This window comes from Streptomyces sp. NPDC021225 (assembly GCF_044332865.1).
GTDB lineage: Bacteria > Actinomycetota > Actinomycetes > Streptomycetales > Streptomycetaceae > Streptomyces.
The window spans coordinates 778382-799812 of sequence record NZ_JBIRPV010000005.1 but is presented as its reverse complement, the minus strand read 5'-3'; the positions used below and the strand labels follow the sequence as shown (position 1 = coordinate 799812).

Below are 21431 nucleotides of genomic sequence, written 5' to 3'. Positions count from 1 at the left end.
AGTGACTCCTGCGGCGTCAACAGGGGCGGGGGACGGGGGTCGACAGAGGGAGGGCTTCACACCGATGGTGAGACAGCAATACTGGAACACCCGACCGATGAGCCGATCGTGCGGCAGAGCGGAGAGCGAGGCACGGCGCATGGCGACCACCGACACGGCCACCACCGACACCGAGGAACCGACGCTCACCGTCGACGAGTTGGCGGCCCGCGCCGGGGTGACGGTCCGCACGGTGCGCTTCTACGGCACCCGCGGGCTGCTGCCGCCTCCGGTGATCGGCCCGCGCCGCGTGGGCCACTACGGCCCCGAACACCTCTCCCGCCTGGCGCTGATCGAGGAGCTCCAGCACCATGGCATGACCCTGTCCGCCATCGAGCGCTATCTGCGGCAGCTGCCGCCCGGCCTCAGCGCGGACGACCTGGCCATCCACCGCGCGCTGGTGGCCTCCTGGGCGCCCGACGCGCCGGAGGAGGCGACGCGGGAGCAGCTGGCGCGGCGGGCCGGGCGCCCGCTGTCGGAGGAGGACATCGACCGGCTGGCCGCGCTGAACGTGCTGGAGCGCACCGAGGACCCGGACGTTCTGCGCATCGACCCCGGCGTGCTGCACCTGGGCATGCGGCTGCTGGAGGTGCCGATCGCGCTGGAGACCATCCTGGCGGCCCATACGGTCGTCCTCGAGCACACCCGGTCCGCGGCGCGCGAGCTGAGCAGGCTCTTCCGCGACGAGGTGTGGGGGCCGGACCACGAGGGCGGGTCCGGCCCGTCCGGGGCCGAGCGGGTCAGGGCCAAGAAGTCGCTGTCGGCACATATGCAGCCGCTGGTGGTGCAGGCGCTGGTGATCGCCTTCCAGCGGTCGATGAAGAGCGAGCTGCGCGGCTGGTACGGGCAGGAGGACCCGGAGGCCCCTGTCAGTCCGTGAACGTCTCGCCCTTCGACGCCTTGTCCAGCAGCAGCTCCGGGGGCGCGAAGCGGTCGCCGTACCGGGTCTGGAGCTCGCGGGCGCGCGCCACGAAGCCGGGCAGCCCTCCCTCGTAGCCGTTGATGTACTGGAGCACACCGCCGGTCCAGCCGGGGAAGCCGATGCCCAGGATCGAGCCGATGTTCGCGTCGGCGACGGAGGTCAGCACGCCCTCCTCCAGGAGCCGGACCGTGTCGAGCGCCTCGGAGAAGAGCATCCGCTCCTTCATGTCCTCGAACGGCACGGCGACGTCCGGCTTGGTGAAGTGCTCGCGCAGGCCGGGCCACAGCCCCGCCCGACGGCCTGTCGCCTCGTCGTACGTGTAGAACCCGGCGCCCCCGGAGCGGCCCGGGCGCCCGAACTCGTCGACCATCCGGTCGATGACCGCGTCGGCGGGGTGGGGCCGCCAGGTGCCGCCCGCCTCCTCCACGGCCCGCCGCGTCTCCTCGCGGATCTTGCGCGGCAGGGTCAGGGTCAGCTCGTCCATCAGCGCCAGCACCTTGGCGGGGTAGCCGGCCTGGGCGGCGGCCTGCTCGACGGACGCGGGCTCGACGCCCTCTCCCACCAGCGCCACGCCCTCGTTCATGAAGTGGCTGATGACGCGCGAGGTGAAGAAGCCGCGCGAGTCGTTGACCACGATCGGGGTCTTGCGGATCTGCCGCACCAGGTCGAAGGCGCGGGCCAGGGCCTCGTCGCCGGTCCGCTCGCCCTTGATGATCTCCACCAGCGGCATCTTGTCGACGGGCGAGAAGAAGTGCAGCCCGATGAAGTCGCCCGGGCGCTGGACGCCCTCGGCGAGCAGGGTGATGGGGAGGGTGGAGGTGTTGGAGCAGAGCACCGCGTCGGGGGCGACGATGCCCTCGATCTCCTGGAAGACCTTGTGCTTGAGCGCCGGGTCCTCGAAGACCGCCTCGATCACCGCGTCACAGCCGGCGAGATCGCCGGGGTCGGCGGTGGGGGTGATGCGGGCGAGCAGTTCGTCCCGCTGGGCCTCGGTCGTACGGCCCTTGGCGAGGGCCTTGGCGAGCAGCCCCTCGGAATAGGCCTTGCCCTTGGCGGCGGCCTCGGCCGAGACGTCCTTCAGGACGACGTCGATACCGGCCCTGGCGCAGGAGTAGGCGATGCCCGCGCCCATCATCCCGGCGCCCAGGACGCCCACCTTGCGGACCTGGCGCGGCGCGATGCCGTCGGGCCGGCTGGCGCCGGAGTTGACCGCCTGGAGATCGAAGAAGAACGCCTGGATCATGTTCTTGGCGGTCTGGCCGGTGACCAGGTCCACGAAGTAGCGGGCCTCGATGATCTGCGCGGTCTCGAAGTCGACCTGGGACCCCTCGACGGCGGCGGCCAGGATGTTGCGGGGCGCCGGGTAGGGGGCGCCGCCCAGCTGCTTCCTCAGGTTGGCGGGGTAGGCGGGCAGTTCGGCGGCGAACTTCGGGTGCGCGGGGGTGCCGCCGGGGATCTTGTAGCCCTTGACGTCCCAGGGCTGCTGGGATTCGGGGTGCGCGTCGATGAAGGCACGGGCCTTGGCCAGCATGTCCTCCGGGGAGTCCGCGACCTCGTGCACCAGGCCCGCCTCCAGCGCCCGCCGCGGGGCGTACTGCCGGCCTTCGAGCAGGACCGTCAGCAGCGCGTCGGCGACGCCGAGGAGCCTGACCGTACGGGCGACGCCGCCGCCGGCCGGCAGCAGGCCCAGAGTGACCTCGGGACAGCCGATCTTGGAGCCGGGGGCGTCGAGGGCGACGCGGTGGTGGCAGGCCAGGGCGATCTCGAAGCCGCCGCCGAGGGCGGCGCCGTTGATCGCGGCGACCACGGGCCTGCCGAGGGTCTCGATGCGGCGCAGGCCGCGCTTGACCTCCATGCTGGTGTCGTACGCCCGCTGGGCGTCGCCCGGCCCGATCTTGATCATGTCCTTGAGGTCGCCGCCCGCGAAGAAGGTCTTCTTGGCGGAGGTGATGACGACGCCGCGGATCGAGTCCCGCTCGGCCTCCAGGCGGTCGGCGACCGCGGTGAGGGAGGCGATGAACGCGGCGTTCATGGTGTTGGCGGACTGGTCGGGGTCGTCCAGCACGAGGGTCACGATGCCGTCGTCGCCGCGCTCCCAGCGGATGGCGGTCGCGGCGGTGGGGGTGCTCATGGTTCTTGGCTCCCTGGGAAGTCGTGGAGGCGGTGCGGGTGGGCCCGGGCGCTGCGGCCCGGCCAAGGCCGTGTCCTAGACGCGTTCGACCACGGTCGCGATGCCCATGCCGCCGCCGACGCACAGCGTGACCAGCCCATAGCGCTGCCCCCGCCGCTCCAGCTCGTCGACGAGCGTGCCCAGGATCATCGCCCCGGTGGCGCCGAGCGGATGCCCCATGGCGATCGCCCCGCCGTTGACGTTGATCCTGTCCATGTCGATGCCCATCTCCCGGGCGAAGCGCAGCACGACGGCCGCGAAGGCCTCGTTGATCTCGACCAGGTCGATGTCGTCGATCGTCAGCCCGGCCTTGGCGAGGGCCTTGCGGGTGGCGGGCGCGGGGCCGGTCAGCATGATGGTCGGGTCGGCGCCGGAGACGGCGGCGGAGACGATACGGGCGCGGGGCGTGAGGCCGAAGCGCTCGCCGACCTCGGCGCTGCCGATGGCGACGAGCGCCGCGCCGTCCACGATCCCGGAGGAGTTTCCGGCGTGGTGGACGTGGTCGATGGCCTCGATCCAGTGGTACTTCTGGAGCGCCACGGCGTCGAACCCGCCCGCGGCGCCGATGGTGGCGAAGGACGGCTTCAGCCCGGCCAGGGAGTCGGGCGTCGTCCCGGGGCGGATGTGCTCGTCGCGGTCGAGGACCGTGAGGCCCGCGCGGTCGAGGACCGGGACGATCGAGCGGTCGAAGCGGCCCTCCTTCCACGCCTGAACGGCGCGCTCCTGGGAGAGCGAGGCGAACGAGTCGACGTCATGGCGGGAGAAGCCCTCGATGGTGGCGATGAGGTCCGCGCCGACGCCCTGTGGGATGAAGCCGGTCTCGTAATTGGTCATCGGATCGGCGAACCAGGCGCCGCCGTCGGAGCCCATCTTGACCCGCGACATCGACTCGACGCCGCCCGCCAGCACCAGGTCCTCCCAGCCCGAGCGGACCTTGGCCGCCGCCAGATTGACGGCTTCGAGGCCCGAGGCACAGAAGCGGTTCTCCTGGACGCCCGCGACCGTCTCGGGGAGCCCGGCCGCGATGGCCGCGACCTTCGCGATGTCGGAGCCCTGGTCCCCGAGGGGGCTGACGACTCCGAGCACCACGTCGTCGATCGCCGCCGGGTCGAGGCCGGGCAGCCGCCGGCGCAGCTCGTGGATGAGGCCGACGACGAGGTCCACCGGCTTGGTGCCGTGCAGGGCCCCGTCGGCCTTGCCGCGCCCGCGCGGGGTGCGGATGGCGTCGTATACATACGCTTCGGTGCTCACGTCAGCAGCCTTTCGGGATGTTCGGACGGGGCGGGAGGCACGGCACGGGCGCGGCGGCGGCGCGGCGCCTCACGGCGGGCCCTCCTGCGGGAAGGACGGCACGCCCCAGTCGCGGGCCACCTCGGCGGCGTCCGCCCCCGGCCGGGCGGGCGGGCGGCGCACCGAACCCGGGGTGGCGGAGAACCGCGGGGCGGGGGCGGGCTGGGTGATGCCGCCGTGGTCGACGAAGGTGGCGCGGGCGGCCAGATGCGGATGCCCGGGGGCCTCGCGTAGGGAGAGGACGGGGGCGACGCAGGCGTCGGACGAGGCGAAGACGGCCGTCCACTCCTCGCGGGTGCGCTGCTTGAAGCGGGCGGCGATGAGGGCGCGCAGCTCGCCCCAGCGGTCGAACTCGCGGCGGCCCGGCGCCTCCTCGGCGATCCCGAGGAGCTCGATGAACTCGGCGTAGAACTTGGGTTCGAGGGCGCCGACGGCCATATAGCCGCCGTCCGCGGTCTCGTAGGTGCCGTAGAAGGGGGAGCCGCCGTCGAGGAGGTTGGCGCCGCGCCGGTCCTGCCACCCGCCCGCCGCCATCATGCCGTGGATCACGGCGGTCAGATGGGCGGTGCCGTCCACGATCGCGGCGTCGACGACCTGGCCGTCGCCGGAGGTGCGGGCGTGCTGGAGGGCGGCGAGGACGCCGATCACCAGATAGAGCGCGCCGCCCGCGTAGTCCCCCAGGAGGTTGGCGGGGACGGCGGGCGGGCCGTCCGGGGCGCCGATCATGCCGAGCGCGCCGGTGACGGCGATATAGGCGATGTCGTGGCCGGCGGTGTCGGCGAGGGGGCCGTGCTGGCCCCAGCCGGTCATCCGGCCGTAGACCAGGCGGGGGTTGCGGGCCAGACATGCGTCGGGGCCCACGCCCAGGCGCTCGGCGACGCCCGGGCGGAGCCCTTCGACGAGGATGTCGGCGCGCTCCACGAGGTCGAGCACGGCCGCCTGGCCCGGCTCGGTCTTGAGGTCGAGGAGGACGGAGCGCTTGTTGCGGTTGGCCAGGTCGTACGCCGGGTCGATCTTCAGCCCGCCGGGGCCGCCGGGCCGGTCGACGCGGACGACGTCGGCGCCGAGATCGGCCAGGACCATCGCGGCGAACGGGCCCGGCCCGATCCCCGCGAGCTCCACCACGCGCACCCCTGCCAGCGGGCCGTGCTCTGTCGCCGCCATGCCGTCCCCAAACCGTGTGACACTACCGCTGTAACACCGCTGATGCTAAGAACGCGCCCGGCATTCCACAAGCCCCCACGGCGGGCCTGTGGATAACCGGACGGAAACTCAAAAAGGCTGGTCCGCCGGGTATTTGACGGGCAGGGCGCGGGCGTCGGCCGACTCGGTGGTTGCCCGTCCTCACCCGGCCTTCTCCACGCTAGCGGCAGCCGCCGACAACGGCCGCTCCGGCACGAGGTGGTCATCGGGTGCTTCCGGGTCGGTGAGCCGGGCGAGACGCTGCGGGACATTGCCGCCGACCAGCACGATCACCAGCAGGGTGAGCCCGAAGGTGAGCGCCGCCAGCGCCCGTCCGAGGGACATGCCCTCCGCCAGGTGGGCGCCCAGCACCGGCGCCACCGCGCCGCCGAGCGCCCCGGTGTTGTAGACGAAGCCGAGCGACGCGGCCCGGGTCTCGGTCGGGAAGTGGCTCGCGATGTATTTGGGCAGGATCCCGGATATGCCCTGGCTGAGGGCGAGCAGGAAGAAGAGCAGCACCCCGAGCCCGACCAGGCTGTCCTGCACCGCGAACACCGGGAAGACGAAGGCGAGCGAGGCCAGGAGGGTCCAGGCGTAGGCGCGCCGGGTGCCCAGCCAGTCCCCCACGAACCCGGCGAGCCAGCAGCCGGCCATGGTCCCGAACCCGGCGTAGAACATCATGTCCGTGACCTCGCTCGGCGAATAGTCGAGCTCCTCCTTCAGATAGGTGGGCAGCAGCGCCTGGATGGGCCAGCTGTAGAGGAAGGCGCAGAACACGGTGCACATCAGCGCCACGTACAGCACCCAGCGGCGGCGCCCGCCGAGCTGCGCGGCGAAGGCGAACAGACAGCCCGCCGCCAGCAGCGCCAGCGGCCACACCAGCCCCTTGCCCACCGGGGTGAAGACGCAGAACAGCGCGACGCTCGCGAGCACGGCCAGCGCCGTGTTCAGCGAGGCCCGGCCGCGCCCGGTGAACAGCGGCCCGAACGGGTTCGGGCGCGCCCCACCAGCGGCCCCACCAGCGGCCCCACCGCCGGCCCCGCCGCCGACCGCCCCGCCCCCGGCGCCCTTGCCGTCCGCCGCCCCGCCGCCGCCCGCCGCGCTCCAGTCCCCGGCCTCCGGGAGCGCGCGCCGCACCCACAGCGCCACGAACACCGGCAGCACCCCGATCCAGAACAGCCAGCGCCAGCCCCAGTGGGGCACCACCCACTTGTAAAGCTCGGCGGCGATGATCGAGCCGCCCGCGAACCCGGAGATCAGAAAGCCGGAGGCGCGGTTGCGCAGCCGGGTCGGCCAGCTCTCCAGGACGTAGGTCGCGCTCGCGCTGTACTCCCCCGCCATCCCCATGCCGATCAGCAGCCGGGCGGTGAAGAGGCTGAAGTAGTCCCATGCGAAGCCGCAGGCGAACGTGCCCAGCGAGTAGAGCAGAATGCTGGCGATCATGGCGGGTTTGCGCCCGTAGCGGTCGCCCATCGCGCCGAGCAGGGCGCCGCCCAGCCAGCGGGTGATGAACGCCCCGGAGACCAGGCTCGCGGCCGACGCGCCGCTCAGGTCGAACTCGTCGGCTATCTCCGTCAGGACCAGCGTGATCAGGACGAAGTCGAAGCCGTCGAGCAGATAGCCGATCCAGGCGGCGAACATCGCCTTCCACTGCCGCCGGGAGACCTCCCGGTACCAGGGCGGGGTTATGGTCACGGCAAGAGCCCTCCGTTTTCGAGAAGTTGGCGGACGCTTTTCACCGCGGCGTCGCCCAGCGGCACCTGGGGAGGGGCGGTGGCCGGGCAGTCGATGACGCCCAGCAGGTGCAGGGCCGCCTTGAAGGCGCCCAGGGCGGAGGAGCTGCCGCCCATCGCGGCCGGGTCGCCGACGTCGGTGATGGCGAAGAGGGCGGCCAGCCGGTCCTGTTCGGCCGCCGCCCGCTCCCAGCGACCCGCCCGCGCGTGCTCGTACAGCCGCACATAGCCCTGTGGGTCGACGTTCCCGAGGCCCGGGACGACGCCGTGCACCCCCGCCAGCAGGGCGCCGTCCACGGCCAGCTCGGAGCCGGTGAGCACCGAGAAGGCGGTGTGCAGCCCGCGTCGCCGCACCTCGACCAGGAGGCGGCGCAGCGCGCCGTCGTCCCCGCTGCTGTCCTTGAGCCCGGCCAGCGTGCCCTCGGCCGCGAGCGGGAGGACGGTGGCCGGGGTGAGCTTGGTGTGGACCGCTGCCGGGATGTCGTAGGCGAAGAGCGGCAGCCCGGCGCCGCCGCGGATGCGCCGGAAGTGGTCGGCGATCTCCACCGGGTGGGTGCGGGTGTAGAAGGGAGCGGTGGCGACGAGGCCGTCCACGCCCGCCCCGGCCGCCGTACGGGCGTGGTCGAGCACCCGCTCGGTGGTCATGTCGATCACCCCGGCGAGCACCGGCACCCGCCCGGCCGCGGCCTCGGTCACGGTCTCCAGGACGGCGCGCCGCCGACGGTCGCTCAGATAGGCGGCCTCGCCGCTGGATCCGAGGACGAACAGGCCGCTCACCCCGGCGCCGATCAGCCGCTCGGCGAGCGCGGCGAGGGAGCGGGTGTCGACCTCGCCGGTGGGGGTGAGCGGGGTGCACAGGGGTGGGACGACACCGGTGAGCGGAGTCGACAGACTCATCGAGACCCAGCCTTCTGACAATCGAACGGATATTTCGGTCATTCAGGACGTCGGACGTCCTATGTTCGCGGCTGAATCTGACGGAGCGCCACCACCGTGTCAAGCCCCCGTACGCATCGGCGCCGGCCCCAGCGCGCCGTCCGAATCCCGCCAGCACCCGCCACCCCCGGCGGCCAGCATGGACGCCATGAGTGAGAACTACGAGATCCGGGCCATCGCGCCCGAGGTGCTGAAGCAGCTGCGGATCGCCGACGACGCGGGCGATCCGCCGCGCATGGTGGTCGACGAGGAGGGAGGCAACCCGCTGCGCTGCTGCCTGGGCCGCAGCCGGCCGGGCGAGACGATCGCGCTCGTCTCGTACGCCCCGCTGCGCCGCTGGGCGCTCGAGACGGGCGCCACGCCCGGCCCGTACAGCGAGGTGGGCCCGGTCTTCATCCACGTCGAGGACTGCGGCGGCTGGCCGGGCGGCGGCTACCCGGACGCCATGCGGGGCGAGCGGCGGGTGCTGCGGGCGTACTCCGCCCAAGGCGACATCCTCGGCGGGCTGCTGCTGAACGGCGGGGAGACGACGATCGAGGAGGGGCTGAGAGAGGTCTACCGCGATCCGGAGGTGGTCGCGGTGCACGTACGCGCCGTCGAGTACGGCTGCTTCCAGGTGGAGACGCGGCGGACGGCCGGCTGACCGCCGGTTACGCGCCCGCCAGCGCCCGGCGGCACAGCGCGTCGGCCCGCCGCGTGGTCTCGGGCAGCCGGTAGTCGCGGGCCAGGTGCAGCGCGTACGCACAGGCGTCCGCGAGGCTCACCCGATGGCCGACGGAGACGAAGACCGGCTTCACGCCGTCCTGCGTGCGCAGCGCGCGGCCGACCTCCTCCGCCCCGTCCAGGAGCGGTGACCACTGCCCGCGGCGCGGGCCGGGGGCGTCGTGGTGGAAGGTGAAGGGGTTCTTGGCCACGCCGATGGTGGGCAGCCCGGTGAGCACCCCCAGGTGGCTGGCCAGCCCGAAGCGGCGCGGGTGGGCGAGGCCGTAGCCGTCGCAGACCACCACGTCGGGGCGGTGGCCGAGCCGGTCCAGGGTGGCCAGCGCGTCGAGGACGGCCGGGATCTCGCGGAACGCCAGCAGGCCGGGCACATACGGGAAGGTGACCCGGCCGACCGCCGTGGCCTCCCCCACGACCGCGAGGCCGCGCGGGTCCAGCGCGACGGCGGCCGCCGCGACCACGCCCCGCTCGTCGTCGTACGCGACGTCCACGCCCACCACGGTGCCCGCGCCGCCGCCCGGCGCGGGCAGGTCCCCGCCCACCAGGACGGAGCCGCGCAGCCGCTCCTGGGCAGCGGCCGCCTCGGCCTCCGTCGTCGGCCAGCCCGGCGGGAGTTCGTAGCTGGGCTCGGCGGCGGGCCCAGGGGCGGCAGCGGGGTCGGAAGTGCTGGTCATGGTGTCCCCCACGCTACTAGCCTCGCGATCATGTTCGTATTGGAGCTGACCTACACCGCGCCCATCGAGCGCATCGAAGCCGCGCTCCCCGACCACGTGACCTGGCTGGAGGGGCTCTACGCCTCGGGCGACATCATCGCCTCGGGCCGCAAGGTGCCGCGGGACGGCGGGATCATCCTGGCGGTCGGCGACGACCGGGCCCGGGTCGAGCGGCTCGTGGCGACCGACCCGTTCTCGGTCGCGGGCCTGTGCGAGTACCGGATCACGGAGTTCCTGGCCACGAAGACCGCTCCCGAGCTGGCCGCCCACCGCCGGCAGCCGCCGTCCTGACTCACCCCCCGGCCGGCTCCAGACGCGCGACCCGGCCCCGTTCGCCCGCCGCCCAGCAGCCGAGGTCCGCGGCGCAGTCCACGGTGTCGTACGAGCCCTGGTCCACCGTGCGCCAGGTGCGGCCGCCGTCGCTCGTCACATCCGTGCCCGTCGGGCCGACCGCGAGCGCGGCGCGACGGCTGTGCGGCAGCCAGGTGACGCCCGAACGGTACGCGGGCGGCGGCTCGGCGGCCTCCGTCCAGACGGCCCCGCCGTCCCGGGTGACCGCGGCCGCCTTCGGGGAGGGCTGCCCGGCGCGGTAGTCGCCGCCGACGGCCAGGCCGGTGCGGGTGTCGCGGAAGGCGAGCGCGAAGACGCCGCGCGCCGGGTCGCCGGCCGGGAGCGGCGCGTCGGCCACCGTCCATGTGCGACCGCGGTCCGCGGAGTGGAACACGCGCGCGGTGGCCGCGCCTCCGGTGGCGAACCACGCGTCCCGGCGCCCCGCGCTGACCAGGCACTGCCCGCCGGCCGCGAACGCCGCCTCGCCCGGCTGCGCGGCGGGCATCCCGTCCGAGGGCAGCACGCGCCAGCTGCGGCCGCCGTCACCGGTGGACAGGACGCGGTACTTGCCGTCGACCGGATCGCCGAGCGCGATGCCGTTGCGCGCGTCGAAGAAGGTCAGGCAGTCGTAGAAGGCGCGCGGGTCGGTGTTGCGGAAGCTCTCCGTCCAGGTCGCGCCGGCGTCGTCCGTACGGAAGACCCGGGACGCCTCGCCCTCACCGATCGCCAGCACCACCGCGCGGCGCGCGTCGAACGCCTCGACGTCGCGGAACTCCAGCCCCTCCGCGCCCGGGGGCGACACGTCGCGCCAGCTGCGCCCGCCGTCGTGCGTACGCAGCACGGTCCCCTTCGAGCCGGCCACCCACGCCGTCGTACGGCTGACGGCGGCGAGCCCGCGGAACCGGGCGTCGGTGCCGGTGTCCTTCAGCCGCCACCCCGCCTCCGACAGGCCCTTGTCGCGCGCCGGTTGGGCCTGCGCGGGCGCGGCGGCCAGCGCCGACGCGAGCGCCGCAGCACACACCCCGGCCGCCACCGCGCGTCTCATCGTCCCCTTGATGCCCTTGATGCCCTTGATCCCCTTGTCCCTCATGGGGCCGGAAGCTAGCCCATGCGCGGGACGCCGTCCACGGGCGAGTGAGGCCGGACGCCGAATCGCGGGATCTCACGCGAAGGGCGCCCGCTCGTGAGCGGGCGCCCCTGTGCCGGCGGGACCTAGTTGTTGTCCCAGCCGTTGGCCCCGCCGCGGCCGGGCGCGGAAGGCTGCTCGCTCGCATCGGCCGTCTTGTTCGACTTGGCCGGCTTGCCCGGCTCCGCGGCGGGCGACTCGGTCGGCGACGCGGTCGGCTCGGGCGTCGCGCTCACGGTCTGGCCGGGGGTCTGGGTCGGCTTGGGCGTGGCGCTCTGCGTACGCGTCGGGGTCGGCTGGGTGGCCGGGGGCCGGGTGGGGGTCGTCGCCGTGGCCTTCCCGCCACCGCCGGCCCCTGTGGTCGGCGCCGACGGCGCCGGGGACGCCGACGCGCTCTGCGGGGCGCCGGATGCGCCGGTCGTGCCGCGAGCGGACGAAGCCGACGGGGACGGCGTGGACGGGGACGGGGACGGCGAACGGTCTGCGGCGCCGCTCGACGGGCCGTCCGCGGCGGAGCGCCCCGAGGAGGCGTCGCCCGACGCCTGCCCCGACGCGCCGGACCGCGCCGACTCCGCGCCCCACGCCGGCGAGGACCCGTCCGAGGACGGCGCGGAGGAGGGCGTCGAGGCCGCCGTGCCCTGGTCCTGTCCGGGCGAGTCGCCGTTCGTCAGGACCAGCCCGGCCGCGACCGCCGCCCCCGCGAGGGCCAGCGCACCGGCCGCGGCAGCGACCGCGACCGGCCGCCCTGCCCGGGTCGCCCGCCCGCGCACCCGGTTGCCGGCGGTGCGGGCCACGGTCGCCAGCTTGACGGTCGCCGGGGCGGCGTGGGCCCCGCCCGAGGACAGGGCGGCCACCGCGCCGCCCTCGCGGGCGAGCGGCACCAGGTACTCCGCGGTCCCGCGGGCCAGGAGAACCATCAGGGCCGGGCCCACCAGCGCGGGCAGCCGGGCGTCGGCCGCCATGAGCCGCTCCATGCGCGCCCGGCAGTCCGCGCAGCCGGCCACATGGACCGCGACCTGCTCCGCCTGGGACGGGGAGTCGACGCCCCGTACGTGCTCGGGGAGGCGCTCCCAGCACCACCCGCAGGCCGGGTCGGCCGGGGCGCCCGGCTGGGCGCGCAGGAAGTGCTGGCGCATGCCGTCCCGGGCCCGCTCCAGGGCGGCGGCGGGGCTCACCCCCGCCTCGCCCCGGCGGCCGGTCGACGCCACCGGCGCCTGCCGCTCCGCCTCCGCCTGCCAGAGCGCCTTGACCCACCGCTGCGGCAGATCCTCTATGACGCCTGCCAGCAGCTCGGCGTAGGAGACGGTCTGCCCGCGGTCGCGACTCGCCGCGGCCAGGGCGAGGTCGCGCACGGCGGCCTTCAGGGCGGCCGGGACGTCGCCGACGGACTGACCGGACCGCAGCCGCCGCCAGACGACAAAGTACGCCTCCGCGACGGCGTCCTCCGCGGCCGAGGGAGTGCCGACGAAGGTGCGGGCGAAGCCGACGAGGTGCGGATGGTGGTCTTGGTGGCGCCGGATGTAGGTATGCGCGTCCGGCGCTGTGGGACCTTCGGTCATGGTGGAACAACCCCTGAAGTGATGCCTCGCCGCGGCCGCGGTTTTGTAACAGCTCAGCACGGCACCTGAGACTTTGCGTGGATTCCGCAAGCCTAAATGTCGCATCTCCACCCGAAAACATGGTCGTGACACACGTCACGTCCGCAGCGGGTGCACTGGGGTGATCGCCCATACGTCTTAAAGGCGTAGAGAGAGGCAAGGACCCGCACCGATCGCAAGGGAGCAGGCGTTGACCACCACCGTCATCGATCAAGCCGTCCAGGCCCGCCTCATCGCGTCGACGCCCGAGGCGCGCGCGATTCCCGCATGCCTGCGCTACGAGCGCGAGGACCCGTTCGCCGTGCGCGTCTCCTTCCCGCCCGCCGCGTCCCTCGACGGGGCGGCGGTGGAGTGGACCTTCGGGCGCGAGCTGCTGACGGCCGGGCTGCGGGGCCCGGCGGGCAGCGGCGATGTGCTGGTGTGGCCGTGTGGCCCGCACCGCACCGTCCTGGAGTTCCACGCCCCGGAGGGCATGGCCATGGTCCAGTTCGACACCGACGATCTCCGGCACTTCCTCAGCCGCTCGTACGCCCTGGTGCCGGAGGGCAGCGAGAGCGCGCGGCTGGACCTGGACCACGGCCTGGCCGCGCTGCTGCGGGAGGCCTGAGGGGGCAGGGCCGCCTGCGGTGCCCGCCGTGCCCGGCGCCGACGCCGGGCCCGCCCCCTCTCCCGGGCACCCTGCTTCCCCCTGCCCCGCCCCCTCCTGCCCCCGCCCCCCGTTCGGCGCCCGTTGCTCAGTGTGACGGCGACGCGCACCCCCCTTGCGCGCGCGTAGCCGGCACATCCGGGCACGGACCCCGGCCCCCCGCTTCCCCCGTCCCCCCGTTCCCCCCGTTCCCCCCGTCCCTCAGCCGCCGCTGAGCGCTACTCCTGGTAGAGCTTGACGACCGCGGTCGTCGTGGTCCGCCTGAAGTCGGCCAGCGGTGCCTGGTCGTATCCGCCCATCTCGCCCCACCGGACGATGGTGACCGTCCGCCCGTCACGGCCCACCCCGAAGAGGTGGATGCCCGGCTCCGAGTCCGGGTACGAGGTGTGGACGCCGTAGACGTGCGCCCCGTCCTCGGCCTGGAGCGCGCCGTAGTCCCGCCAGGAGGCGGTGCCCTGCGGGAACTGCCGCTCCCAGTCGGCGGCGCAGTTCCGGATCTTCTTCTCGGCGGCCGCGGCGAGCTTCCGGGCGGCGTCCACCGTCCGGGTCCTGACCACGATCTGGGCGGCGCCCGTGTCGTACTCGGTCCAGAACGTCCGGTGGGTGGCTCCCGCCGAGGGCAGGGTGTTCTCGACGCAGAACGGAGGGGTCTCGGGCAGGCCCTTCGTGACGTCGCTCGCGTACCAGTCCGACGCCGGGTGCGGCGGCAGCTCCTTCGGCACCAGGTGGGCCGGAACCGACTGGACGCTCGCCTGGGCCGGCCCGGCGCCGACGACGGCCAAGGCGGCGGCCGCGGCGGCCGCGCCGAGGGCGGCGGCGCGGCGGGAGCGCTTGTGGTTGTGGTTGTGCATGCGGTGTTTCCCCGTCTCTACGGTCCGCGTCCACGCGGTCCGGGTCGTGCGGCCCGAGCGTGTGCGGCCCGGGTCTGTGATCCGCCGCAACGCTCGCGGCGACTGGTCCCCAGCGTGGGCGGCGCTGTGCCGCCGCCGCCAGGGGTGGCGCGGCATGCGGAACGCGGGAATGCCTGCACGTACTCTGACTTGGGGGAATGACAACTGCCTGGAACGCGGTCGCGGAACGGTGGAACGTGAGTGCGGGCGGCGGTGTATGGATTCATGGGGGGTGGCTCAGGTGGGCAGCGGGGAAGAGATCGCGGAGTTCGCGGAGAGTCTGCGCAAGCTGAAGGACCGTTCGGGCCGCAGCTACGGCGTGCTGGCGGCGCGGCTGCATGTCAGCGCGTCGACGGTGCACCGCTATTGCAACGGCGACGCGGTGCCGGCGGAGTACGCGATGGCGGAGCGCTTAGCTCGGCTGTGCGGGGCCACCCCGGAGGAGCTGGTCGCCCTGCACCGCCGGTGGATCCTGGCGGACGCGGCGAGACGGGCGGCCTCCGGCCGCGGCGGGGTCGTCCGGCCGGCCCCGCCCGACGGCAGCACCGATGCCGCGACCGATGACGCGACTGACGACACGATCGGCGTCGCGGCGGGCCCGTCTCCCGATGGCGCCGCCGCGGCGGATCAGCCGGGCCGGGCGGCCGGGAGCGGCGCCGAGGGCGGCGCGCCGCCGACGAGCGCCGCGGGCCCGCGGGCGGCGAAGGCCGCGGGGAAGGCCCGGCGCGCGGCGGACCAGGGGCGGCTGCGGTCCGTTCCGGCGGCGGGCGGGGCGGTCGGGCGGCCGGTGGGGGCGGTCGGGGCCGGGCTCCGCGTCTGGCGGACCCGGCCGTGGGCGCTGGTGCTCGGGGCGGCCGCGGCGGCCGTCCTCGCCATCACGGCCGTGGAGGTGCGGCCGCCCAGCGGGGACGAGCGGAAGGACGCCGCCGCGTCCCCCGAGCCCTCGGCGGCCCCGTCCGGGTCCACACCGCCGGCCAGGCCCACCGCGCGGGGCGACCTGAAGAAGGACGACACGGCACACGAGCGTGCGTCGGCCTCGCCCCGGGGCGGCGGGCGGCGCGGCGCCGCGTCCCCCTCCGCGTCGCCGGGACGGGGCGGATCCGGCGGCGGCGCGGACGGCGGCGGCTCGGGCGGCTCGGAGGGCGGCCGGGACGACAAGCCCGGCAGCGGCACCCCGCTCACGCTCAGCACCCGCTCCCATGTCTGGGAGAGCAGGTGTGACCACCGCTATCTCATCAACCGCCCGCCGTCCCAGGTCGCCCCGCCGCCCGTCGAGCAGGACGCCGCGGCCTGGGCGTCCGCCCATGGCGCGGTGCACGGCGGCACCACGAACGTGGAGGTGACGGTGAAGGGCCGCTCCGAGTCGGCCGTGGTGCTCCGGGACCTGCACGTCCGGGTGGTGGGGCGGCGCACCCCGCTGCCCTGGTCGTCCTTCGCGATGAACAACGGCTGCGGCGGCTCCCTGACCCCGCGTCTCTTCTCCGTCAACCTGGACGCCGCCCGCCCGCTGGCCGTCCCGACGGACGGCAACGACGCCGGCGAGCCGATCCCCGCCGTCCGCTTTCCGTATCGCGTGTCCGACACGGACCCGGAGGTGCTGCTGATCAACGCCCGCACGTCCGGCTGCGACTGCGACTGGTACCTGGAGCTCGAGTGGACCAGTGGTGACCGCGAGGGGAGGATACGGATCGACGACCACGGCGCGCCGTTCCGCACCAGCGCCGTCAAGGGGCGCCCGGAGTACGGCTATCAGTTCGAAACACACGTCTGGCACCGCGATGATTAGGCGTTGCTGCCAGGGGCGCTTACTCCTGTGCGGTCGAGAGGAGAAGCGCGGCGTCGCGGACGTCCGGGTGCGGATGGCGGCGCAGCGCGCGCAGCCGGGTCCGCCAGGGCTCCGTCCACGTGGTGCGCGCGCCGCCCACCTCGGTGAGGGTGACGGCGAACAGCCCGGAGGCGTGCGCCCCGTCGTCGCCGAGGTCCTGTGCGGCCCGCAGCAGGGCCTCGCTCCGGCCGGGCCGCGCGGCGGTGCGCAGCCTCTGGTGCAGGGCGTCGGCGGTACGGGCGGCGAGCGCGGGCCGGGTGGCGTGCAGACGGGCCAGCCGGGCGAGTGCGGCGGTGAGCACCCCGGGCTCGGCGTCCAGGTCGACGGCGTTGACGAGCACTTGGGCGGCGTCCGCGACGAAGGGCTCGTAGCCGGCGAGGAGTTCGGCCGCCGCGGTCGCGACGGGCCGCATCGTGCCCGGCCGCATCCGGCTGTGCTGGGCCAGCCTGGCCGTGATGCGTCCGATGCGGCGGCGGGCCGGGCGGTCGCGGTCCGGGTCGGCGTCGGGCGTCCGCGGGTCGGTGTCGGCGGCGGCGAGGGCCGCGAGGACCCAGGCCAGGGGGTTGTCCTCGGGCATGCCGTCGGGGACGGCGGCCATCAGGTCGATCAGCGCGTCGGCGGCGGACTGCCAGCCGGCCCGGTCGTCCAGGTCGGTGGCGGCGGCCACCAGCACCACGGCCGCGTCCGGCGCCCAGGGGGCCCAGATGGCGAGCGCCGCGTGGCCCGCCCCGACGACCTCGGGGTCGTCGGTGTCGCACACGTCCCGGATGAGGCGGGCGTAGCGCTCCCGGTGGAGTTCCGGCAGGTCCAGGGGGCGGGTGCGCAGCACGGCCCAGCGCGGCTCGCGCCGCCCGCGGGCGGCGGCCGACAGCAGCTCCCAGGCGGACTCGTGGCCGAGCAGCCCGGTCGCGAAGGCCACACAGGCCGCCCGCACGTCGTGGTGCTGTCCCGGCGCGTGGTACGCGTCGGCGAGCAGCGCGGCGGCGTCGGGGGCCGGAAGCCGGGTGGCGGCCAGCCGCGCGGCCTCCTTGCGGCTGGTGACCTTCGCGGGCACGGCCGCCCCGCCCTCCCCGGCGGCGCCCGTCCCCTCGCCCGGTGCGAGCACCCCGCGCAGCAGCCCCTCCAGCCGCGAGGGCGCCATGAAGAGGGTCGCTCTCGTCGCCGCGTAGACCGCCACCCGGGCCCGGTCGCCGCCCGCGTGGGCGAGCAACAGGGGCAGGTGCTCCGCCGGGCGGTCGGTCCAGGCCAGGGCGGCGAGGGCGGCCTCGGCCAGGACCACGTCGTCGGAGCCGGTCCAGGCCAGGGCGGCCTCGGCGCCGTGGTCCGGGATGCGCGCGGCGGCGGCGATCGCCCCCACGCGCTGGTCGGTGCGCAGCGAGCCGTCGGCGGCGGCGCGGGCGAGGATCCGGGCGGCGGCGGCGCGCTGCCGGGGCAGCCAGCGGCCGATGCCGTGGTCGACCGGGGGCGTCCAGTGACTGCCGGGCGTCAGAAAGCGGCCGTAGGGAGGGGTGTCGTCCAGCACGACATCGAGCAGATCCGTGCGGCGGTGCGTCAGCACGTCGAGGACGGACGGCAGCACGGCCGTCGAGGGCTCGAGCGCCAGCAGCTCGGCGACCCGCTCGTCGCGCCGGGCGGGGTCCTCCAGCCACAGCCCCACGGCCGTGCGGACGGTGTCGTTGCTGCCGAACTGGATGGCCTGCCGCAGCAGTTCCTGGAGCTCGGGCATGGCGTGCGCGCGGCGCCCGAGCGAGCGGGCGAGGGCGAAGGTCAGCTCGTGGTCGACCCGGTCCGCGCCCGCCTCCAGCCACGGCCGCAGCGCCTCGAAGACCGCCTGCTCCTGGCCGCGCCGCAGCGTTGCCTCGAGCCGCCCCAGATCGCCGCGGCCGACGTTCCCGGCGAGCCGGGTGACGGTGCGCAGCGCCCAGCCGATCAGCTCGCGCCGGCCGGTGACCGCGTGTTCCCGCAGGAGGGCGACGGCCAGCCGGTGCAGGGCCTGCCGGGTCGCGGGCGAGGAGTCGCGGGCCTGGATGGCGTCGGTGGCGACCCGGTCGAGGTGTTCGGCGGCCGCGTCGAGGAAGAGGGAGGGTTGGGTGCCGGACAGCGCGCGCAGCGCGGCCGACCGCACCGGGTCCTGCTCGTTGCGCAGCCGCTCCAGCAGGGCCAGCAGGGAGGTGACCGCCTCCGGGTCGCCGGAGCGGGCGGCGTTGCGGATGAGGAGGGGGTAGGCCAGCGCCCGGTCGTCGGCCGAGGAGCGGCGGGTGGCCCGCAGCAGTTCCTCGCGCGCCTCACCGACCGGCAGATACGAGACCGCCTCCAGCACCGTGATCCAGGGCGCGCCGCGCTCGCGCGCCCGCTCGGCCATCCGGCGCGCCTCCGCCTCGCGGCGCGGCCGGGGCAGCACCTCGAGCAGGACGGGCTCCAGTTCGGCGTGGGTCAGGTCGCGTTCGGCGACGGCCGCGTCGAAGAAGGCGGGGCGGCGGGAGGGCGGGAGGGCGGCCAGCAGCCGGGACAGGGCCTGGGCGTCGTGGCCCAGCGCCCGTGCCAGGTGGGCCAGTTCGGGCGGGTCCGCGCGGACCAGGCGGCGCAGCACGGCCCGGTCCAGGCCCCGGCCGCGCAGGACACCGGCGCGTTCGGGCGTCAGCAGGAGCCGTATCGTGCGGCCGGGTTCGGCGGCGGCCAGCGCGCCCAGCCGGTGCCACACCGGGAGCGGCAGCAGGCCGTGGCACAGCCGCTCCAGCAGCCCGAGGGCCCGCTGCGGCTCGGCGCGCGCCGCGAGGGCGACACAGGAGGCGTGGCGGAGCCACCAGTCGCCGCGCAGCGCCTCGGGGAGCGCGGCCAGCTGCCGCTCGGCCTCGTCGAGGACCGCCGCGGGGTGGCGGGAGGCCAGCGCGCGCCAGCTGCCGACGGCGTGGAAGAGGCCGGGGAGCAGCCGGGCGACGGTCTCGGGTCCGCAGGCGGGCAGCACCCGCGCCGCCTCTACGTCGCCCCACCGCTCCCGCAGCGGGTCGACGAGGCGGTCGGCGAGCGCGGTGCGCCGCCGGGCGACGACCGTACGGGCGAGCCGGCCCCGTATGGCGGCGGGGGCGTCCTCGAAGGCCGCCTCCAGCGCGGCGTCCGTGAGCTGTCCGCGGCGCGCGGCCTTGAGGGCGTGGCCGCGCACCACGGGGTCGGGGTCGGTCAGCCGCCCCTCCAGATAGGCGGTGCGGCCGCCGACCGCCGCGGCCATGGCGGCCAGCCCCCGCTCGTATCCGCCGCGCTCCGACAGCGCCTCGAGCAGCCCGGCGAGCTGTCCGTGCGCGCTCGCCGCTCTCGCCCGCAGGGCCAACTCCCGCATGCGGCGCCGGTAGGGCAGCGGATCGAGGGCGGCGAGCAGCTCGTCGGCCAGGGCGTGCGAGGCTTGCGGATCACGGACCATGGCAGGGATTGTGCACGCCGCGCGGCCGGCCGGGGACCGCGCCCCCGGCCGCGGCTCCCCGACGGGGACGGGCACGGCACCGCCCGGCCCGGCCGCGGCACGCCGTGCGAGGGCGGGGGACGCCGCTTAGGCTCGGAATGTACGGGTCTGCGCGCCGCTACGGTCCGCGCACCGTCCCTCCGAGCCCGGAGGCACCCCATGCCGGAGCTGTTCATCGGTGGCCAGTGGACCGCCGCTCTCGACGGACAGGTGAGGGAGATCCGCTGCCCCGCGGACGGCATGCCGGTCGGCACGGTCGACGAATCCGGGCCGAAGGACGCCTCCGCCGCGGTGGCGGCCGCCCGGGACGCGTTCGACCGCGGCCCCTGGCCCCGGGTCCCCGCCCCGGACCGGGGCAGACTGCTGCTGCGCGTCGCCGACCTGCTGCGGCGCGACAAGGCCGAGCTGGCCCGCGCCGAGTCGCTGGACACCGGAAAGCGGCTGGCCGAGAGCGAGTGCGACCTGGACGACGTCTCCGCCTGCTTCCGCTGGTTCGGCGATCTGGCCGCGGCCGACGGAGCGGACCGGGTCATCGAGGCGGGCCGCCCCGAGATCGACAGCAGGGTGGTGCACGAGCCGGTCGGCGTCTGTTCGCTGATCACCCCCTGGAACTACCCGCTGCTCCAGGCCGGCTGGAAGGTGGCCCCCGCGCTCGCGGCCGGTGACACCTTCGTCCTCAAGCCCAGCGAGCTGACCCCGCACACCGCGATCGGCCTGATGCGGCTGCTCACGGAAGCCGGGCTGCCGTCGGGCACCGCGAATCTCGTCCTGGGCGCCGGGTCGACGGCGGGCGCGCCCCTGGCCACGGACGAGCGGGTCGACATGGTGTCGTTCACCGGCGGCGTGCTCACCGGGCGGTGGATCATGGCCGCCGCCGCGCCCACGGTCAAGAGGGTCGCGCTGGAGCTGGGCGGCAAGAACCCCAATGTGGTGTTCGCCGACGCCGAGTTGGACACCGCCGTCGACCACGCCCTGACCGCCGTGCTCCTGAACGCCGGACAGGTCCGCTCGGCCGGCGCCCGCCTCCTCGTCCAGCAGAAGCTGCACGACGCCTTTGTCGACGAGTTCGTCCACCGCGCCCGCAAGATCCGGCTCGGCGGCCCGTTCGACGAGAACGCCCGCGCCGGCCCGCTGATCTCCGCCGCGCACCGCGAGAAGGTGGCCATGTATGTGGCGGCCGGGCTGGACGAGGGCGCGGTGCTGCGCTGCGGCGGGACGCCCCCGGCCGACCCGATGCTCGAGGACGGCTACTACTACCTGCCGACCGTGCTGGACGACTGCACCCCGGACATGTCCGTGGTCCAGGAGGAGTCGTTCGGCCCGGTGCTGACGGTGGAGCGGTTCCGTGACGAGGACGAGGCGCTCGCGCTGGCCAATGACACCGTCTACGGCCTGGCCGCGGCGGTGTGGACACAGGACGCGGCCAGGGCGCACCGGATGGCCTCGCGGCTGCGCGCGGGGACGGTGTGGATCAACGACTTCCACCCGTATGTGCCGCAGGCCGAGTGGGGCGGGATGAAACAGTCCGGCATCGGGAGGGAGTTGGGCCGCGCGGGGCTGGCGGAGTACCAGGAGACCAAGCACATCTGGCGCAACACGGCGCCCCGGCCCCGGCGCTGGTTCGAGTAGCGCGATCAGCCGTCGCCGGCGCAACCTACCACCACCGCCCACCTCCCGACTCCCCGCGCGACCCGCCGTACCCGCCGTACCCGCCCCGACCCGGCCCCACCGGCGTCACTCCGTGACCGATAGAGGCGTTGGCACAGCCTGGCCACGGGATTCCCTTGAGCCCGTCCACTCCCGCCCACCACCCTGATCGCACCTTCCGACAAGGAGAGTCGGATGCGATGAGGGAGG

General features: G+C 75.0%; 16 protein-coding genes. 6 read left to right on the top strand and 10 right to left on the bottom strand.

The window, feature by feature from the left end; all coding sequences use genetic code 11:
- The first annotated feature begins 139 nt into the window (after positions 1–139).
- Positions 140–919 (top strand): MerR family transcriptional regulator, encoded by a 780-nt coding sequence (locus ACH4S9_RS25580; RefSeq protein WP_311725618.1) that lies wholly within the window; start codon positions 140–142, stop codon positions 917–919.
- Here the strand turns inward: ACH4S9_RS25580 and ACH4S9_RS25575 are convergent.
- The 5 genes from ACH4S9_RS25575 to ACH4S9_RS25555 all read right to left on the bottom strand — a co-directional run bounded on the left by ACH4S9_RS25575 (position 909) and on the right by ACH4S9_RS25555 (position 8233).
- On the bottom strand, positions 909–3092 hold the full coding sequence (locus tag ACH4S9_RS25575) for a 3-hydroxyacyl-CoA dehydrogenase NAD-binding domain-containing protein (protein WP_398373958.1): 2184 nt from the start codon (positions 3090–3092) through the stop codon (positions 909–911). The genes ACH4S9_RS25580 and ACH4S9_RS25575 overlap by 11 nt on opposite strands.
- A 75-nt stretch (positions 3093–3167) precedes the next feature.
- Positions 3168–4382: an acetyl-CoA C-acetyltransferase gene (locus tag ACH4S9_RS25570; RefSeq protein ID WP_358844687.1), complete on the bottom strand. Its 1215-nt coding sequence runs from the start codon at positions 4380–4382 to the stop codon at positions 3168–3170.
- A 69-nt stretch (positions 4383–4451) separates the two neighbouring features.
- The gene (locus ACH4S9_RS25565) at positions 4452–5585 is read right to left on the bottom strand and encodes a CaiB/BaiF CoA-transferase family protein (protein WP_311725615.1); all 1134 of its coding nucleotides are present in this window, start codon (positions 5583–5585) and stop codon (positions 4452–4454) included.
- Between the two features lie 180 nt (positions 5586–5765).
- Positions 5766–7244: a sialate:H+ symport family MFS transporter gene (locus tag ACH4S9_RS25560; RefSeq protein WP_398374018.1), complete on the bottom strand. Its 1479-nt coding sequence runs from the start codon at positions 7242–7244 to the stop codon at positions 5766–5768.
- A 50-nt stretch (positions 7245–7294) separates the two neighbouring features.
- Positions 7295–8233 carry a dihydrodipicolinate synthase family protein gene (locus ACH4S9_RS25555; RefSeq protein WP_311725613.1) on the bottom strand — a complete coding sequence of 313 codons (939 nt, stop codon included), beginning with the start codon at positions 8231–8233 and terminating at the stop codon, positions 7295–7297.
- A gap of 187 nt (positions 8234–8420) precedes the next feature.
- Here ACH4S9_RS25555 and ACH4S9_RS25550 point away from each other — a divergent pair, with 187 nt between their 5' ends.
- Positions 8421–8915 carry a DUF1203 domain-containing protein gene (locus ACH4S9_RS25550; protein ID WP_311725612.1) on the top strand — a complete coding sequence of 165 codons (495 nt, stop codon included), beginning with the start codon at positions 8421–8423 and terminating at the stop codon, positions 8913–8915.
- A 7-nt stretch (positions 8916–8922) separates the two neighbouring features.
- On the opposite strand, the gene ACH4S9_RS25545 is transcribed toward ACH4S9_RS25550, so the two are convergent.
- Positions 8923–9666 (bottom strand): endonuclease V, encoded by a 744-nt coding sequence (locus ACH4S9_RS25545; RefSeq protein ID WP_361189915.1) that lies wholly within the window; start codon positions 9664–9666, stop codon positions 8923–8925.
- A 30-nt stretch (positions 9667–9696) separates the two neighbouring features.
- Here ACH4S9_RS25545 and ACH4S9_RS25540 point away from each other — a divergent pair, with 30 nt between their 5' ends.
- Complete coding sequence (locus ACH4S9_RS25540) at positions 9697–9996, top strand: YciI family protein (RefSeq protein ID WP_311725609.1); 300 nt, start codon at positions 9697–9699, stop codon at positions 9994–9996.
- A 1-nt stretch (position 9997) separates the two neighbouring features.
- Here ACH4S9_RS25540 and ACH4S9_RS25535 read toward each other — a convergent pair whose 3' ends face one another.
- Positions 9998–11080 carry a WD40/YVTN/BNR-like repeat-containing protein gene (locus ACH4S9_RS25535; RefSeq protein WP_398374017.1) on the bottom strand — a complete coding sequence of 361 codons (1083 nt, stop codon included), beginning with the start codon at positions 11078–11080 and terminating at the stop codon, positions 9998–10000.
- 167 nt (positions 11081–11247) lie between these two features.
- Entirely contained in the window at positions 11248–12720 is a 1473-nt protein-coding gene (locus tag ACH4S9_RS25530; protein WP_398373956.1) for a zf-HC2 domain-containing protein, read from the bottom strand.
- Positions 12721–12949: 229 nt separating this feature from the next.
- Here ACH4S9_RS25530 and ACH4S9_RS25525 point away from each other — a divergent pair, with 229 nt between their 5' ends.
- Positions 12950–13366 (top strand): SsgA family sporulation/cell division regulator, encoded by a 417-nt coding sequence (locus ACH4S9_RS25525; RefSeq protein ID WP_311725606.1) that lies wholly within the window; start codon positions 12950–12952, stop codon positions 13364–13366.
- Positions 13367–13623: 257 nt separating this feature from the next.
- On the opposite strand, the gene ACH4S9_RS25520 is transcribed toward ACH4S9_RS25525, so the two are convergent.
- Positions 13624–14256: a hypothetical protein gene (locus ACH4S9_RS25520; RefSeq protein WP_398373955.1), complete on the bottom strand. Its 633-nt coding sequence runs from the start codon at positions 14254–14256 to the stop codon at positions 13624–13626.
- A 280-nt stretch (positions 14257–14536) separates the two neighbouring features.
- On the opposite strand from ACH4S9_RS25520, the gene ACH4S9_RS25515 reads away from it, so the two are divergent.
- Positions 14537–16081, top strand: coding sequence for a helix-turn-helix domain-containing protein (locus ACH4S9_RS25515; protein ID WP_398373954.1), 1545 nt, complete (start codon positions 14537–14539; stop codon positions 16079–16081).
- A 19-nt stretch (positions 16082–16100) separates the two neighbouring features.
- Here ACH4S9_RS25515 and ACH4S9_RS25510 read toward each other — a convergent pair whose 3' ends face one another.
- Positions 16101–19535 (bottom strand): hypothetical protein, encoded by a 3435-nt coding sequence (locus ACH4S9_RS25510; protein WP_398373953.1) that lies wholly within the window; start codon positions 19533–19535, stop codon positions 16101–16103.
- A 198-nt stretch (positions 19536–19733) separates the two neighbouring features.
- Between ACH4S9_RS25510 and ACH4S9_RS25505 the strand changes: the two genes are divergently transcribed.
- Complete coding sequence (locus ACH4S9_RS25505; protein WP_398373952.1) at positions 19734–21203, top strand: aldehyde dehydrogenase family protein; 1470 nt, start codon at positions 19734–19736, stop codon at positions 21201–21203.
- The last annotated feature ends 228 nt before the right edge of the window (positions 21204–21431 follow it).

Bases quoted from the DNA above. Each gene is read 5' to 3' on its own strand.
- ACH4S9_RS25510 (WP_398373953.1), bottom strand. From the start codon at position 19,535: ATGGTCCGTGATCCGCAAGCCTCGCACGCCCTGGCCGACGAGCTGCTC.
- ACH4S9_RS25540 (WP_311725609.1), top strand. From the start codon at position 9,697: ATGTTCGTATTGGAGCTGACCTACACCGCGCCCATCGAGCGCATCGAA.
- ACH4S9_RS25580 (WP_311725618.1), top strand. From the start codon at position 140: ATGGCGACCACCGACACGGCCACCACCGACACCGAGGAACCGACGCTC.
- ACH4S9_RS25520 (WP_398373955.1), bottom strand. From the start codon at position 14,256: ATGCACAACCACAACCACAAGCGCTCCCGCCGCGCCGCCGCCCTCGGC.
- ACH4S9_RS25535 (WP_398374017.1), bottom strand. From the start codon at position 11,080: ATGAGACGCGCGGTGGCGGCCGGGGTGTGTGCTGCGGCGCTCGCGTCG.
- ACH4S9_RS25575 (WP_398373958.1), bottom strand. From the start codon at position 3,092: ATGAGCACCCCCACCGCCGCGACCGCCATCCGCTGGGAGCGCGGCGAC.
- ACH4S9_RS25555 (WP_311725613.1), bottom strand. From the start codon at position 8,233: ATGAGTCTGTCGACTCCGCTCACCGGTGTCGTCCCACCCCTGTGCACC.
- ACH4S9_RS25530 (WP_398373956.1), bottom strand. From the start codon at position 12,720: ATGACCGAAGGTCCCACAGCGCCGGACGCGCATACCTACATCCGGCGC.
- ACH4S9_RS25560 (WP_398374018.1), bottom strand. From the start codon at position 7,244: ATGTTCGCCGCCTGGATCGGCTATCTGCTCGACGGCTTCGACTTCGTC.
- ACH4S9_RS25565 (WP_311725615.1), bottom strand. From the start codon at position 5,585: ATGGCGGCGACAGAGCACGGCCCGCTGGCAGGGGTGCGCGTGGTGGAG.
- ACH4S9_RS25550 (WP_311725612.1), top strand. From the start codon at position 8,421: ATGAGTGAGAACTACGAGATCCGGGCCATCGCGCCCGAGGTGCTGAAG.
- ACH4S9_RS25545 (WP_361189915.1), bottom strand. From the start codon at position 9,666: ATGACCAGCACTTCCGACCCCGCTGCCGCCCCTGGGCCCGCCGCCGAG.
- ACH4S9_RS25505 (WP_398373952.1), top strand. From the start codon at position 19,734: ATGCCGGAGCTGTTCATCGGTGGCCAGTGGACCGCCGCTCTCGACGGA.